The 14788-nt window shown below is 67.8% G+C and carries 15 protein-coding genes; 6 read left to right on the top strand and 9 right to left on the bottom strand.

Features of this window, described 5'->3' with window-relative positions; translation table 11 throughout:
* The first annotated feature begins 4 nt into the window (after window positions 1–4).
* The 6 genes from murJ (at window position 5) to trxA (ending at window position 7306) form a co-directional block, all read left to right on the top strand.
* Window positions 5–2248, top strand: a complete 2244-nt coding sequence (gene murJ / locus ABZ078_RS27905; protein ID WP_356579624.1) for a murein biosynthesis integral membrane protein MurJ — start codon at window positions 5–7, stop codon at window positions 2246–2248.
* A gap of 137 nt (window positions 2249–2385) precedes the next feature.
* Window positions 2386–4104: a protein kinase family protein gene (locus ABZ078_RS27900; protein ID WP_356579622.1), complete on the top strand. Its 1719-nt coding sequence runs from the start codon at window positions 2386–2388 to the stop codon at window positions 4102–4104.
* A gap of 30 nt (window positions 4105–4134) precedes the next feature.
* Window positions 4135–4872, top strand: coding sequence for an RNA polymerase sigma factor SigM (gene sigM / locus ABZ078_RS27895; protein ID WP_356579620.1), 738 nt, complete (start codon window positions 4135–4137; stop codon window positions 4870–4872).
* Window positions 4869–5795, top strand: coding sequence for a hypothetical protein (locus ABZ078_RS27890; protein ID WP_356579618.1), 927 nt, complete (start codon window positions 4869–4871; stop codon window positions 5793–5795). Before sigM ends, ABZ078_RS27890 begins: the two co-directional genes overlap by 4 nt.
* 168 nt (window positions 5796–5963) lie before the next feature.
* Window positions 5964–6932 (top strand): thioredoxin-disulfide reductase, encoded by a 969-nt coding sequence (trxB, locus tag ABZ078_RS27885; RefSeq protein WP_356579616.1) that lies wholly within the window; start codon window positions 5964–5966, stop codon window positions 6930–6932.
* A 41-nt stretch (window positions 6933–6973) separates the two neighbouring features.
* A complete protein-coding gene (gene trxA, locus ABZ078_RS27880) occupies window positions 6974–7306 on the top strand; it encodes a thioredoxin (RefSeq protein WP_356579614.1) in 333 nt (110 codons plus the stop codon).
* 106 nt (window positions 7307–7412) lie between these two features.
* Here trxA and ABZ078_RS27875 read toward each other — a convergent pair whose 3' ends face one another.
* The 9 genes from ABZ078_RS27875 to rpmH all read right to left on the bottom strand — a co-directional run bounded on the left by ABZ078_RS27875 (window position 7413) and on the right by rpmH (window position 14783).
* Window positions 7413–8030 (bottom strand): GNAT family N-acetyltransferase, encoded by a 618-nt coding sequence (locus ABZ078_RS27875; RefSeq protein WP_356579612.1) that lies wholly within the window; start codon window positions 8028–8030, stop codon window positions 7413–7415.
* A 318-nt stretch (window positions 8031–8348) separates the two neighbouring features.
* Window positions 8349–9446, bottom strand: coding sequence for a ParB/RepB/Spo0J family partition protein (locus ABZ078_RS27870; RefSeq protein WP_356579610.1), 1098 nt, complete (start codon window positions 9444–9446; stop codon window positions 8349–8351).
* On the bottom strand, window positions 9443–10516 hold the full coding sequence (locus tag ABZ078_RS27865) for a ParA family protein (protein WP_356579659.1): 1074 nt from the start codon (window positions 10514–10516) through the stop codon (window positions 9443–9445). The genes ABZ078_RS27870 and ABZ078_RS27865 overlap by 4 nt, the downstream gene beginning before the upstream one ends.
* Window positions 10517–11259: 743 nt before the next feature.
* The gene (gene rsmG, locus ABZ078_RS27860; protein WP_356579608.1) at window positions 11260–11976 is read right to left on the bottom strand and encodes a 16S rRNA (guanine(527)-N(7))-methyltransferase RsmG; all 717 of its coding nucleotides are present in this window, start codon (window positions 11974–11976) and stop codon (window positions 11260–11262) included.
* 126 nt (window positions 11977–12102) lie between these two features.
* Entirely contained in the window at window positions 12103–12615 is a 513-nt protein-coding gene (locus ABZ078_RS27855; RefSeq protein WP_356579606.1) for a R3H domain-containing nucleic acid-binding protein, read from the bottom strand.
* 15 nt (window positions 12616–12630) lie between these two features.
* Window positions 12631–13899, bottom strand: a complete 1269-nt coding sequence (gene yidC, locus ABZ078_RS27850; protein WP_356579604.1) for a membrane protein insertase YidC — start codon at window positions 13897–13899, stop codon at window positions 12631–12633.
* Between the two features lie 3 nt (window positions 13900–13902).
* Window positions 13903–14256: a membrane protein insertion efficiency factor YidD gene (gene yidD, locus ABZ078_RS27845; RefSeq protein ID WP_356579602.1), complete on the bottom strand. Its 354-nt coding sequence runs from the start codon at window positions 14254–14256 to the stop codon at window positions 13903–13905.
* Complete coding sequence (rnpA, locus tag ABZ078_RS27840) at window positions 14253–14624, bottom strand: ribonuclease P protein component (RefSeq protein ID WP_356579600.1); 372 nt, start codon at window positions 14622–14624, stop codon at window positions 14253–14255. Before rnpA ends, yidD begins: the two co-directional genes overlap by 4 nt.
* Before the next feature lie 21 nt (window positions 14625–14645).
* On the bottom strand, window positions 14646–14783 hold the full coding sequence (gene rpmH, locus ABZ078_RS27835) for a 50S ribosomal protein L34 (RefSeq protein WP_003956500.1): 138 nt from the start codon (window positions 14781–14783) through the stop codon (window positions 14646–14648).
* Between the last annotated feature and the right edge of the window lie 5 nt (window positions 14784–14788).

The raw sequence follows: 14788 nt of genomic DNA, 5'->3' as shown, positions 1-14788 counted from the left end.
AACCATGAACGCGCCGTACGACGGTGACCGCGGCCAAGCCGCGGGCAGCTCGGGGCACCCCGAGGGCCCGCCGCCCGAGCAGGGCCAGGTACCGCCGCAGCACCCCGCGGACATGTACCTCCAGGACGCCTACGACCAGGACCCCTACCGGGCCCAGGACCTCTCCGCCCAGGACCCGGTCGCCGAGGCGCTGTACGACCGCGCCGCCCACCCGCCGCCCCCTCCGGGCACACCGCAGCAGCCGCTGTACGGCCAGCCGCCCCCGTCGCCCTACGCCCCCGACCCGCATGTGTGGGCCCAGACCCCGGCCCCGGAGCCGGAGGGCCCGACCCAGCACCTGCCGTACGGCGACGACCCTCGCACCACCCAGTACGTGGGCGTCGACGACCTCGTCACGCACTCCACCGGAAATCGCCAAGAGCACGACGCCTTCGCTCACCTCTTCCGCGACCAGCAGCAGGCCGGCGGCCATCCGCACTACCAGCCGCCGACCGTCCCAGGGCCGTCGCCGGCACCCGCCGAGTTCCAGCAGCCGACACCGACGGCGCCCCCCGCGGCCGAGGCCCCTGGCCCGACAGCCGCTCCCGCGCCTGCTCCCGCGACTGCCACGAAGAAGGGCGGCAAAGCCGGCGGTCTGCTGAAGTCGAGCGCGGTGATGGCGGCGGGCACAATGGTGTCCCGGCTCACCGGGTTCGTCCGCTCGATGATGATCGTCTCGGCACTGGGCCTGGGCCTGCTCGGTGACTCCTTCCAGGTCGCCTACACGCTGCCGACGATGATCTACATCCTGACCGTCGGTGGCGGCCTCAACTCCGTCTTCGTGCCCCAGCTCGTGCGCGCCATGAAGGACGACGAAGACGGCGGCGAGGCGTACGCGAACCGTTTGCTGACCCTGGTGATGGTGGCACTCGCAGCGCTCACCGCACTCGCGATGCTCGGCGCGCCGCTGCTGGTCAGCGCGCTGTCCACCCCTGTCGCCCGCGACCCCGCCGCCAACGAGGTGGCGATCACCTTCACCCGCTACTTCCTGCCCTCGATCTTCTTCATGGGCGTCCATGTGGTGATGGGCCAGATCCTCAACGCCCGCGGCCGATTCGGCGCGATGATGTGGACACCGGTCCTGAACAACATCGTCATCATCGTGACGCTCGGGATGTTCCTGTGGGTGTACGGCACCGCAGAACACTCCGGCATGAAGGTCACGAACATCCCGCCGGAGGGCCAGCGGCTCCTCGGCGTCGGGATCCTGCTCGGCCTGGTCGTCCAGGCCCTCGCCATGATCCCTTACCTGCGTGAGACCGGCTTCCGGCTGCGGCTGCGCTTCGACTGGAAGGGCCACGGGCTCGGCAAGGCCGCCATGCTCGCCAAGTGGACCATCCTGTTCGTCCTCGCCAACCAGGCGGGTGCGCTGGTGGTCACCCAGCTGTCCACCTCCGCGGGCATCCGCTCCGCCGTCGACGGCACCGGCTACGCCGCCTACGCCAACGCCCAGCTCATCTGGGGCCTCCCGCAAGCCATCATCACCGTTTCCCTGATGGCCGCCCTGCTGCCCCGTATCTCGCGTTCAGCAGCTGAGGACGACTCCGGCGCCGTACGGGACGACATCTCCCAGGGCCTGCGCACGACAGCGGTCGCGATCGTGCCGCTCGCCTTCGGTTTCCTGTCGCTCGGCATCCCGATGTGCACGCTGATGTTCGGCTCCTCGGGCACGAGCGAGGCCACCAACATGGGCTTCATGCTGATGGCCTTCGGCCTCGGCCTGATCCCGTACTCCGTGCAGTACGTCGTCCTTCGTGCCTTCTACGCCTACGAGGACACCCGCACCCCCTTCTACAACACCGTCATCGTGGCGGCCGGCAACGCCGTCGCCTCCGCGATCTGCTACTTCCTTCTTCCGGCCCGCTGGGCCGTGGTCGGCATGGCCGCCTCGTACGGCCTGGCCTACGCGATCGGCGTCGGCGTCGCCTGGCGACGGCTGCGCAAGAAGCTGGGCGGCGACCTGGACGGCGCCCGGGTGAGGCGGACGTACACCAGGCTCTGCCTCGCCTCGGTACCGGCAGCGCTGCTGAGCGGTGCGGCCTGCTACGGGATCGCCCAGACCCTCGGTCAGGGCGTCGTCGGCTCCTTCGCCGCTCTGCTGGGCGGCGGGGCCGTACTGCTCGGAATCTTCTTCGTCGCCGCCCGGCGCATGCGCATCGAGGAGCTGAACTCGCTGGTCGGCATGGTTCGCGGGCGCCTGGGTCGCTGAAGTGGGGGTACGCGCACAACCATCGCCCGCCACCGTGTGTCGTGCATAGCGGCGGACTGTGGGCACAATTGGTTTCGGCGTCGGACGGCGCGCACTGAGTCGGACGGCGCGCAATGGATGGGGAGGCAGGAACGACGGTGGCGGAACGGAGCACGGCTGCCGTCGACGTGGCAGACAACAGCGGCGACGAGCCGCTGACCGCGCAGGCGGACCAGTCCACGGCCGACGGGGTGGCCAAGAATCGGGAGCGGGACACGGACACCGACGAGGCACAGGGGAGTGGCGGGACCGATGGTCCCGGAAAGGCCTCACCACCCGAGCTGCACAGCGGCCACAAGCTCGCCAGACGCTACCGGCTCGAGGAATGCGTCACCCGTCTGGACGGTTTCAGCAGCTGGCGTGCGGTCGACGAGAAACTCCGTCGCGCCGTCGGCGTCCACATCCTGCCCGCCGACCACGCGCGGGCGCGTTCCGTGCTGGCCGCGGCCCGCTCCTCCGCGCTGCTCGGCGACCCTCGCTTCGTCCAGGTCCTCGACGCTGTCGAGGAGAACGACCTGGTCTACGTCGTCCATGAGTGGCTCCCCGACGCCACGGAACTCACCACGCTGCTCGCCTCGGGCCCGCTGGAGGTGTACGACGCCTACCAGATGGTCACCCAGGTCTCCGCCGCCATGGCGGCCGCCCACCGCGAGGGCCTGGCCCACCTCCGCCTCAACCCGAACGCCGTACTGCGCACCTCGTCCGGCCAGTGGCGCATCCGCGGCCTCGCGGTGAACGCCGCGCTGCGCGGCATCACCTCCGAGACCCCGCAGCGCACCGACACGGAGGCCATCGGCGCCCTGCTGTACGCCTCGCTCACCCAGCGCTGGCCGTACGAGAGCGACGCCTACGGCTTGTCCGGCTTGCCCAAGGACGTCGGTCTGATCGCCCCCGACCAGGTGCGGGCCGGCGTTCACCGCGGCCTGTCCGAACTGGCCATGCGCGCACTGGTCAACGACGGCGCGACCGCTTCCCGCCACGAGTCCGCGTGCACGACACCGGAGGAGTTGGTGAAGGCGATCGGCGAGATGCCCCGCATCCGCCCGCCAGAGCCCGCGTTCACCGCGCCGCCGGAGTACCAGCGCACCACCTACCAGCAGGGCACCTACGGCCGCCAGGCGGCGCACCCGGGCGCCACCCAGCCGGTACCCACCCCGCCGCCCCCGCTGCAGAGCCGCACCGGCAAGGCGCTCAAGTGGGCTGTCTCGGCCCTCCTCATCGCCGCCCTGGGCCTCGGCAGCTGGCAGTTGGCGGACGCGCTCATGGACCAGGGCAACAACTCCGGCGACCCCAACCAGACGCAGACGACAGAGGGCAACGAGAAGAACGGCGACAAGACCAAGCCGGTCAAGCCGATCAAGATTCAGAACGCCCAGGAGTTCGTCGCGAAGGGCGGCGCCCAGGCACCGGAGGACGTGGGCAAGACCTACGACGGCGACAGCTCGACGTACTGGCGCAGCAAGAGCTTCGTCGACGGACCGGACATGAACCCCGCCTTCAAGCCTGGTGTCGGCATCGTCTACGACCTCGGATCCGCTCAGAAGGTGTCGGCGGCTTCGATAGGGCTGCTGTACCCCGGCGACCACACGACCGTCTCGCTCTACGCGTCGGACTCCCTGACACCCTCGTCGCTGGACTCGATGGAAAAGATCGGCACCGTCACGACGAGCGGCACCAGTGCGACGGTGAAGGTCACCAAGCCGGTGCAGACCCAGTACGTTCTCGTCTGGCTCACCGCCATGCCCCACGCGAACGGTGACCAGTACAGCGGCTCCGGGTACAAGCAGGCCATCACCGACCTGAAGTTCACCGGCTAGCGCTCACCAGCTCCAAGGGGAGGGGGTCCGATGGCAGACGGCACCGCACACCGCGACACGAGCGACCAGGATCTCCTGGCCCTCCACGTGAAGGGCGACCCCGACGCCTTCGGTGAGCTTGTGCGGCGGCACCGCGACCGACTGTGGGCGGTGGCTCTGCGGACGCTGGGGGACCGCGAGGAGGCCGCTGACGCCGTCCAGGACGCCCTGGTCTCCGCCTATCGGGCCGCCCACACCTTCCGGGGCCAGTCGGCCGTCACGACATGGCTGCATCGGATCACGGTGAACGCCTGCCTGGACCGCGCCCGCAAGGCGGCCTCCCGGAAGACCTCCCCGGTCGACGACACCGAGCGCCTTGAGCAACTGCTGGAGCCACACGAGTCGGCGTCGGCGCCCGCGGAGCGCAACGATCTGCACCGGCAGCTCCTGGAGGCTCTCGGCACGCTCCCGGCCGACCAACGCGCGGCGCTCGTCCTCGTGGACATGCAGGGGTACCCGGTCGCGGAGGCCGCCCGGGTCCTCGATGTGCCGACCGGCACGGTCAAGAGCCGATGTGCGCGCGGCAGAGCCAGACTCCTGCCTCTCCTCACCCATCTACGACCGGAAAGCGCCAGAGAAGGCAAGGAAGCCGGACGCAGGCGGAACCGGACGCAGGGGACATCCGTCCCACCGGCAGCGGATCCCCATGCCACGGGGCAAGCCACGGATCCGCGCGATACCGGTCCTAGTGATTCAGCTGCTGTGAAGGGCGGAGGTGGGCGAGCGTGACATCCACGACGGACACGGCCGGGCACCCGGACGTCACCGAGCTCTCCGACCTCACTGAGGGCCTTCTCCCCCCGTCCAGGACCGCCGATGTACGACGGCATCTGGACGAGTGCGAGCTGTGCGCAGACGTCCACGCGTCGCTGGAGGAGATCCGGGGGCTGCTCGGCACGCTACCGGGGCCCTCGCGTATGCCCACCGATATCGCGGAACGTATCGACGCCGCCCTCGCCGCAGAGGCTCTGCTCAACGCCACGGCGTCCGATGACGTTGCCCCGCCCGCGCCCGCCGGTGCGGACGGTTCGGCATCCGATGGGGGCGACAGCGCCCATGTTTCACGTGAAACATCGGCACCGGCAGATCGTCCGGCAGGGCGCCCCCGTTCCTCGACCACCGGCCCCGGCCGCAAGGACCGCAAGAAGGCCGGGCGACGCAAGGTCGCCGTCCTCAGCGCCGCCTTCACGGCCGCCGCTCTGGGACTCGGCTCCGTACTGCTGACCTCACTCATGGGTGGCGCAGGGTCGGGCCCGTCAGCCAACGGCGGGCAGACAGGGGCTGACACCTTCTCCGCGGCGAAGCTGGAGAAGCAGGTCGCCGATCTCCTCGCCAAGCACGACAGCTCCCCAGGCAGCTCCCAGAAACCGGAGCGCAGCCTCGGTATGGAGGGTGGGGCCGACACCACCGGCCCCCAGGTCCTGCGCGACATTCCGGTCCCCGAATGCGTCCAGAAGGGGATCGGCCGCAACGACCCGGCGATCGCGACCGAGGAAGGCGTCTACAAGGGAAAGGACGCTCTGCTCGTCGTCATGCCCGAAGCCAAGGATGACAGCCGGGTCAACGTCTACGTCGTGGATGCGACCTGTGTGAAGCACCCGTCGTCCACCACGGCCAAGATTCTCCTGACGGACTCCTACACACGCCGCTGAGAAGCCGGCGGTTCGTCTCCGTCCCGCGTGGCAGCCCCTACGGTGTGGCGTTGCCGTGTGCCCGGACACAGTGGGAATGCGCGCCCCTTAGGATCCGTTGGGTGGGGTGAGAGTTCCGAAAGAGCTCCCCCGGTCCGACGACGCAGTCCAGAGACGAGGAATCAAGCCGTGAGCGACGTCCGTAACGTGATCATCATCGGCTCCGGGCCCGCCGGCTATACGGCGGCGCTCTACACCGCGCGCGCGTCGCTGAAGCCGCTGGTGTTCGAGGGGGCTGTCACCGCCGGCGGTGCGCTCATGAACACCACGGAGGTGGAGAACTTCCCGGGCTTCCAGGACGGCATCATGGGCCCCGAACTCATGGACAACATGCGCGCCCAGGCTGAGCGATTCGGAGCCGAGCTCGTCCCGGACGACATCGTCAACGTTGACCTGAGCGGTGACATCAAGACCGTCACCGACACCGCGGGCACGGTCCACCGGGCCAAGGCCGTCATCGTCGCCACGGGCTCGCAGCACCGCAAGCTCGGTCTGCCGAACGAGGACGCCCTGTCCGGTCGCGGTGTCTCCTGGTGCGCCACCTGCGACGGCTTCTTCTTCAAGGACCAGGACATCGCCGTGATCGGCGGCGGCGACACCGCGATGGAGGAGGCCACCTTCCTCTCGCGCTTCGCCAAGTCCGTGACGGTTGTCCACCGCCGCGACACCCTGCGCGCCTCCAAGGCGATGCAGGACCGCGCCTTCGCCGACCCGAAGATCAAGTTCGTCTGGGACAGCGAGGTGGCCGAGATCCAGGGCGACCAGAAGCTGTCCGGTCTGAAGCTGCGCAACGTCAAGACCGGCGAGCTCTCCGACCTGGCGGTCACCGGCCTGTTCATCGCGATCGGCCATGACCCGCGCACCGAGCTGTTCAAGGGCCAGCTGGAGCTGGACGAGGAGGGCTACCTCAAGGTCAACGCCCCCTCCACCCGCACCAATCTGACCGGTGTCTTCGGTGCGGGCGACGTGGTCGACCACACCTACCGCCAGGCGATCACCGCGGCCGGCACCGGTTGCTCCGCCGCTCTCGACGCCGAGCGCTTCCTCGCCGCCCTCGCGGACGAGGAGAAGGCCGAGCCCGAGAAGACCTCTGTCTGACCCCCACCCGCCCCACGCACCACACAATTAAGGAGCCCGCCGTGGCCGGCACCCTGAAGAACGTGACCGACGACTCCTTCGAGCAGGACGTCCTCAAGAGCGACAAGCCCGTCCTGGTGGACTTCTGGGCCGCCTGGTGCGGACCGTGCCGCCAGATCGCGCCGTCCCTCGAAGCGATCGCCGCCGAGTACGGCGACAAGATCGAGGTCGTCAAGCTCAACATCGACGAAAACCCGGGTACGGCCGCCAAGTACGGCGTCATGTCCATCCCGACGCTGAACGTCTACCACAACGGCGAGGTCGCCAAGACCATCGTGGGCGCCAAGCCCAAGGCCGCGATCGTCCGCGACCTTGAGGACTTCATCGCCGAGTGATGTTTCACGTGAAACACGAATGGGCCAACCCGAGGGGGTTGGCCCATTCTCATGAGAGGGGCGGCTTGCCCTAGCGGGGCGGCCCACTAGGGAGAGGCAGCTCCCTTCAGAGGGGCCTCAACGCCGGTTCCTTCTGTACAGCCCCCAGCAGCCGGTCGATCGCCATCTCCACGTCTTCCTTCCAGGACAAGGTCGTCCGCAGCTCCAGCCGCAGGCGTGGGAAGGTGGGGTGAGGGCGAACCGTCTTGAAGCCCACGGCCAGGAGATGGTCTGCCGGCAGCACACACGCCGGCTCTTTCCAGCGCGCGTCCCCGAAAGCCTCGATCGCCTTGAAACCACGCCGCAGCAGGTCCTTGGCGACCGTCTGGACCATCACACGACCCAGTCCCTGTCCCTGGTAGCCCGGTATGATGAACGCGGTCATCAACTGGACCGCGTCCGCGGAGACGGGGCTCGTAGGGAACGCCGTCGAGCGGGGGACGTATGCCGGTGGGGCGTACAGCACGAAGCCCACCGGTACGTCGTCGACGTAGACGACCCGCCCGCAGGAGCCCCAGTCCAGCAGCACGGCGGAGATCCAGGCTTCCTTCTCCAGAGCGGGTGTGCCAGCCTTTACCGCGGCTTCACCGCTGACCGGGTCCAACTCCCAGAAGACACACGAGCGGCAGCGCTTGGGAAGGTCCTGAAGGTTGTCCAGCGTGAGCGGTACGAGCCGACGCCCCATGAAGGCTGTTCCTCGCTTCCTTCGCTCGCGGCATCGCGAGCGGCTGTCAGAGCGCTCCGTTCCCTGAGCAGGCTGCCGACGAATCCGCCGACCGCGCCCAGCCCAAGTCCCACGCTCACCAGTCTGGTGCGGCTCACCGTTCGCATGGACCCCGCCTCCCCTAAGAGGTCTGCCAAGTGGATGCGCCATACCCGAACGCATCGTATCCACCTTGTGATTCCATCGATACCGCCAGAAAGCAAAAGAGCGGGCCGTGTTCCGGACACACCGGACACGGCCCGCGTGGCAGGCCGGGGAGCGGAACCCGGCCGACCAGCCTCAGACCTCGGTCTCCTCCGCGTCCTCGCCTTGGAGACTCTTCTGGAGAGCCAGTTTCTCGCCGGGAGCGAGTGTGCTGAGGATCCGCTCGAGGTCTTCCGGGGAGGCGAATTCGACCGTGATCTTCCCCTTCTTCTGACCCAGTTCAACCTTCACCCGCGTCTCGAAGCGATCCGAGAGCCGCGTCGCGAGGTCGGACAGTGCCGGAGAGGGCACCGAGCCGGCCCGCGGCCCCCTGGAACGCTGCGTCTTCTGCGGGCGGGAGCCCATCAGAGTCACGATCTCTTCGACGGACCGCACCGAGAGCCCCTCGGCAACCACCCGATAGGCCAGCCGCTCCTGCTCCTCCGGGTCCTCAACCGAGAGAAGCGCCCGCGCATGCCCGGCGGAGAGCACCCCGGCGGCCACCCGGTTCTGGACCTTGGGCGAGAGCTTCAGCAGACGCAGAGTGTTGGAGACCTGCGGCCGGGAGCGGCCGATGCGGTCCGCCAGCTGGTCGTGCGTGCAGTTGAAGTCCTTCAGCAGCTGATCGTAGGCGAACGCCTCCTCGATCGGGTTCAGCTGAGCGCGGTGCAGGTTCTCCAGCAGGGCATCCAGGAGAAGCTTCTCGTCATCCGTGGCCCGCACAATCGCCGGGATGGCGTCGAGGTCGGCCTCACGGCAGGCCCGCCAGCGCCGCTCGCCCATGATGAGCTCGTACTGTGCGGGGCCAGTCTGCCGGACGACGATCGGCTGGAGGAGGCCGACTTCCTTGATGGAAGTGACGAGTTCCTGCAGAGCATCTTCATCGAAGTTCTCGCGCGGCTGGCGCGGGTTCGGCGTGATCGCATCGAGGGGGATCTCCGCGAAGTGGGCCCCCATGGGAGGTGGGGGCATATCCACGGCGCCGTGCGGCGACCGGTCCTCGGTTTCATGTGAAACAGGCGGCAGCATGGCCACCTTGGCCGCGGCCACTCCGCGGTCGGTCAGCACCGGGACAGCGGCCGGCGAAGGGGAAGCAGCGCCTCCCATGGCAGCCGGGGCCACCGACTTCTCCGTCGGTGCAGCGGGGATCAGTGCGCCGAGACCACGACCCAAACCCCTCCGTCGCTCGCTCACTGGACACCCTCCACCATGCTCGGGTTGCTCTGGGCGCCGATGTGGGCATGCGTCGGGTCGTAACTGACGCCGACACCCTTCAGCGCGATTTCACGTGCCGCCTCAAGATAGGACAGGGCACCACTCGAACCTGGATCGTAGGTCAGCACCGTCTGTCCATAACTCGGTGCCTCGGAGATACGGACCGAGCGGGGAATGCTCGTCCGCAGCACCTCGTCGCCGAAGTGGCTGCGCACCTCGTCCGCGACCTGGGAGGCGAGTCGCGTCCGGCCGTCGTACATGGTGAGCAGGATCGTCGATACATGCAGAGCGGGGTTGAGGTGCCCCCGCACCAGGTCGACGTTGCGTAGGAGCTGCCCCAGGCCCTCCAGCGCGTAGTACTCGCACTGGATCGGGATCAGGACCTCCTGCCCGGCCACCAACGCATTGACCGTCAACAGACCGAGCGAGGGCGGGCAGTCGATGAGGATGTAGTCCAGCGGCTGCTCGTACGCCTGGATCGCCCGCTGGAGCCGGCTCTCACGTGCCACCAGGGATACCAGCTCGATCTCCGCACCGGCGAGATCGATCGTGGCAGGGGCACAGAAGAGACCCTCGACATCGGGGACCGGCTGGACGACTTCCGCGAGCGGCCTGCTCTCGACCAACACGTCGTAGATGGAAGGCACTTCGGCGTGGTGGTCGATCCCCAAGGCAGTGGACGCATTGCCCTGCGGGTCGAGGTCGATGACCAGGACACGGCCGCCATGCAGAGCCAGTGACGCGGCAAGGTTGACGGTCGTTGTCGTCTTGCCCACGCCCCCCTTCTGGTTGGCGACCACCATGACGCGGGTCTGCTCGGGCCGTGGCAGGCCCTCACCGGCGCGGCCTAGAGCCTCCACCGCCAGTTGGGCAGCACGACCGATGGGAGTGTCGTCCATCGGGGGCGGTGTTTCACGTGAAACATCCTCCCCCATCGACTCGGTACGGGGACCGGGGACCGGATCGGTCATCGGTCCCGCGATGTTGGCGTCGGACCGCAAGGATTCACTCTCCTCGACTTCAGGCTCGCAATGAACAGAGCCTCCCATGTCTTCGGGGTCGTGAACCAGTGAGGCCTGGTGTTCTGTGGAGAAATCCACCTCTGTGGACAACTCCGTGCCCCTCGAGGGGGACGGAGTGTCGTCGGAAGCACCCTCTCCGAGAGAACCCAGGGGCTTTCGGTCTCGAGGTTCGGCCGCGGCGCGGCCACGACTGATGATGCCGTGCAGGAGTGAGCGACGTTTCACGTGAAACACGATGCCAGCGTCATCCCGAAATACTTCACGACACTCCACCCTGAGTAGTTTTGTACCCTTTTACGGAGTACACCCTAGCCTCGACAGGCTGTTACCACCCTCTTCCCAGCAGGCGCATGTGGGACTTCTGTCACAGCCGCCACCCCCTCGCAGGGCGAGACGACATCGACGGCGATCTTTCGGGCAAAAACCCCCACGCCATACAGCAAATACACCTCAGGTATTTCTCGCGAGAATTGCGGCGACGAATCGGCGAGGTGCATCAGAATGCTGAGCGCCGCCACGTCGACCTGCGCCAACCAGGACGTCAAGGCCATCTGGGGCACGGGTACCGCACCAGCGGTGACGGCGGCACAGTGATCATCAAGAGGGCCTGCCGCTCCATCTTCCTGAGTTCGGCTACTGCCTCGACCGGTAAATTCCGTGTCTGTTGATCGTGGTCCAGAAACACACAAAAAGAGGTGCCCTTGCCTGGGGATAACCCCGGGAAGGGCACCTCTTTTGTGCAGATTGCGAGACCCGGCGCTTGACCTCCGTCAGCGCCTGCGCCGTGCCCGGCTCGAACGGGCCGCCTTCGCACGCTTCGCCGCGAAACGCACACCTCCCGGGCTCTCCCCGACCTCTACGCGGACGACGGTGGACATCGGATCGACCACTCCCTCACCCACATGCAGGATGGACGTCTCCACGGCACCGAGCTTGCTCAGCGCCGCGGCCGCGCTCTTGAGCTCCTCCTCGGCGGTGTCCCCCTTGAGGGCGAGCATCTCGCCGTACGGTCGCAGCAGAGGGATTCCCCAGGTGGCCAGCCGGTCCAACGGCGCCACGGCTCGTGCGGTGACGACATGCACCGGTGTCAGCTTCCCCATGACCTCCTCGGCACGGCCACGCACCACCGTGACGTGATCGAGGCCCAGCAGTTCCACGACCTCGGTCAGGAAGTTGGTGCGCCGTAGCAGTGGCTCAAGCAGCGTGATCTTCAGGTCCTCCCGGACGAGGGCCAGGGGAATGCCAGGCAGGCCGGCGCCCGAGCCGACATCGCACACGGTCACCCCCTCCGGCACGACCTCGGAGAGCACCGCGCAGTTCAGCAGGTGCCGCTCCCACAGGCGGGGCACCTCACGCGGGCCGATCAGGCCGCGCTGCACACCCGCCTCGGCGAGCAGTTCGGCGTAGCGGACCGCATCAGCGTAGCGATCGCCGAACACCTCACGTGCCTGCTCGGGCGCAGGGGGAAGCTCCGCTGCCTCCGTCACGGGGACCGTCCTTCCGTACCGCGCCGACGCACCGGGCGCCGACCACCAGAACCACCAGAACTAACAGGCTGACAAAGTTCGGCCCCGCCTGCGGACAGACGGGGCCGGAGGAAACGTACGGGCCGATCAGGCGGGAAGCACGACGACGAACCGCTGCGGCTCCTCGCCCTCGGACTCGCTGCGCAGGCCCGCCGACTTCACCGCGTCGTGCACGACCTTGCGCTCGAACGGCGTCATCGGCTTCAGCTTCACGGGCTCGCCGGTGCTCTTGACCTCGGCAGCGGCCTTGGCGCCCAGCTCGGAGAGCTCGGCACGCTTCTTGGCCCGGTAGCCCGCGATGTCCAGCATGAGGCGACTGCGGTCCCCGGTCTCCCGGTGCACGGCCAGGCGCGTGAGCTCCTGCAGCGCTTCCAGCACCTCGCCGTCATGCCCGACCAACTTCTGCAGGTCTCGGCTGCCCGCGTCGCTGATGATCGAGACAGCGGCGCGGTCGGCCTCGACGTCCATGTCGATGTCGCCGTCGAGGTCGGCGATGTCGAGCAGACCCTCGAGGTAGTCCGCCGCGATCTCGCCCTCCTGCTCCAGGCGGGTCAGGGTGTCTGCACCCTCGGCAGCGGCGGAGGTGGTGCCTTCCGTCACGGGATGGGCTCCTTCTTACTTCTTGGACGGGGACTTGGGGCGCTGCGGACCGCCCTTGCGCTGCCCGGACTGGGCCTTGCTGCGGGTGCCGCCGCCGGGCTTCTGTGGGGCCTTCTTGGCCGCTCCGGGCTTGGCGTCCTCGGGCTCGTCGGACTTCTTCAGCGACGTCGGCTCACCAGCCTGCTTCGGACCGCCGGACTGACGCTGGGACTTGCTCTGCCGCTTCGGCTGCTGACGCTTGGGCGTACCGGCGGTGGCCGGCGTACCGTCCTCGGTCACCGTGGCGACAGTGCCCTCACTCTTCACCACGCTGCCGTCGGCCTGCGCCGCCAGACCCGCCTTGGTCAGGCCGTTGATGAACTTGCGCTCGTACTCGTTGCGGTCACGGCCCTTGGCGACGATCGCCTTGACGATCGCGCGCTCGCTGCGACGCCGGGCCTTGCCGTGGTGCGTGACGTGCTTGGTGAGACGCTCCAGGTACGCGGCCTGGGCCTTGGAACCCGGGGTGGGGTTGTTGTGGATGACGTACATCTGCTGACCCATGGTCCACACGTTGGTGGTCAGCCAGTAGACGAGGACACCGACCGGGAAGTTGATACCGAAGACGGCGAACATGATCGGGAAGATGTACATCAGCATCTTCTGCTGCTGCATGAACGGCGTCTTCACCGTGGTGTCGACGTTCTTCGTCATCAGCTGGCGCTGCGTGTAGAACTGCGACGCCGACATCAGGACGATCATGACCGCGGTGATGACGCGGACATCGGTGAGAGAGGCTCCGAGTTCGGCGACCTTGCTGGAGCTGTCCGTGAACTTCGCGGCGAGAGGGGCCCCGAAGATGTGCGCCTGACGGGCGCTCCCCAGGAGCTGCTCGTCGATGACACCGATCGTCTTGCCGGTCGCGATGCTGTTGAGCACGTGATACAGGGCAAAGAAGAACGGCGACTGCGCCAAGATGGGAAGGCACGAGGAGAGCGGGTTGGTGCCCGTCTCCTTGTACAGCTTCATCATCTCTTCGGACTGACGCTGCTTGTCGTTCTTGTAGCGCTCCTGGATCTTCTTCATCTCGGGCTGCAGCGTCTGCATGGCCCGGGTCGCCTTGATCTGCTTCACGAAGAGCGGGATCAGGCAGATACGGATCAGAATCACCAGAGACACGATGGACAGGCCCCAGGCCCACCCGGAGTCGTCACCGAAGAGGGCGCCGTACACCTTGTGGAACTGGACGATGACCCAGGAAACGGGTGTCGTGATGAAGCTGAAGAGGCTGGCAATCGTGTCCACTAATCATGCTCCTTGGGCATGGGACGGGGTCTCTGCGGCCGGGCTCGAAGGAACATTCTCCTCGGTGGCCGTTTCGGCGGCGGAGGGCCCGCCCTTGCGTGCGCGCAACGCATTGCGCAGCATCTCGTGCCACCGCGGGCGCTTGCGCGGCGGGACATGGTCCACGCCACCCAGCGACCACGGATTGCACCGCAGGATGCGCCAGGCGGTGAGCGCCGTGCCCTTGATCGCACCGTGCCGGTCGATGGCCGTATAGCCGTAGTGGGAGCACGACGGGTAGTACTTGCACACCGGCCCGAGCAGCGGACTGATCGTCCACTGGTACAGCTTGATCAGAGCCAGCAATGGGTACTTCATCGCGCGCCCCCTCCCAGCAGCCGCTGCAGAGCGGCATCCAGGTCTCGGGCCAGCTGTGCATGGTCGGCGTCGCCCGCACCGGGCAGCGCTCGTACGACTACCAGGCTACCGGGGGGCAGCTGGTCGACTCGGTCGCGCATCAGATGGCGAAGCCTGCGCTTCACTTTGTTGCGGACCACCGCGCCACCCACAGCCTTGCTCACGACGAAACCCGCACGCGTCGGGGGAGCGCTCTCCCCAGGCGCGTGCGGGTCCGTGGCACCGCTACGAAGGTGGACGACGAGGTGCTGACGTCCTGCTCGACGTCCTCGTCGTACCGCGGTCGCGAAGTCCTCGCGCCGCCTCAGCCGGTTGTCGGTGGGCAGCACGACGTCATGACCTGACCGAGATCAGGCGGACAGACGGGCGCGACCCTTGCTACGGCGGGACGCGAGAATCGCGCGGCCGGCACGGGTGCGCATACGCAGCCGGAAGCCGTGGGTCTTCGCGCGACGACGGTTGTTCGGCTGGAAGGTGCGCTTGCTCACTCGGG

Origin of the sequence: Streptomyces sp. NPDC006385 (assembly GCF_040612485.1) — a bacterium.
Taxonomy (GTDB): domain Bacteria; phylum Actinomycetota; class Actinomycetes; order Streptomycetales; family Streptomycetaceae; genus Streptomyces.
This window is presented reverse-complemented; position numbering and strand designations above follow the sequence as displayed.

What these genes read in the sequence shown, in the direction of transcription:
- murJ (WP_356579624.1), top strand. Translation starts at nt 5, where the DNA reads ATGAACGCGCCGTACGACGGTGACCGCGGCCAAGCCGCGGGCAGCTCG.
- sigM (WP_356579620.1), top strand. Translation starts at nt 4,135, where the DNA reads ATGGCAGACGGCACCGCACACCGCGACACGAGCGACCAGGATCTCCTG.
- ABZ078_RS27875 (WP_356579612.1), bottom strand. Translation starts at nt 8,030, where the DNA reads ATGGGGCGTCGGCTCGTACCGCTCACGCTGGACAACCTTCAGGACCTT.
- ABZ078_RS27865 (WP_356579659.1), bottom strand. Translation starts at nt 10,516, where the DNA reads ATGGGAGGCTCTGTTCATTGCGAGCCTGAAGTCGAGGAGAGTGAATCC.
- yidD (WP_356579602.1), bottom strand. Translation starts at nt 14,256, where the DNA reads ATGAAGTACCCATTGCTGGCTCTGATCAAGCTGTACCAGTGGACGATC.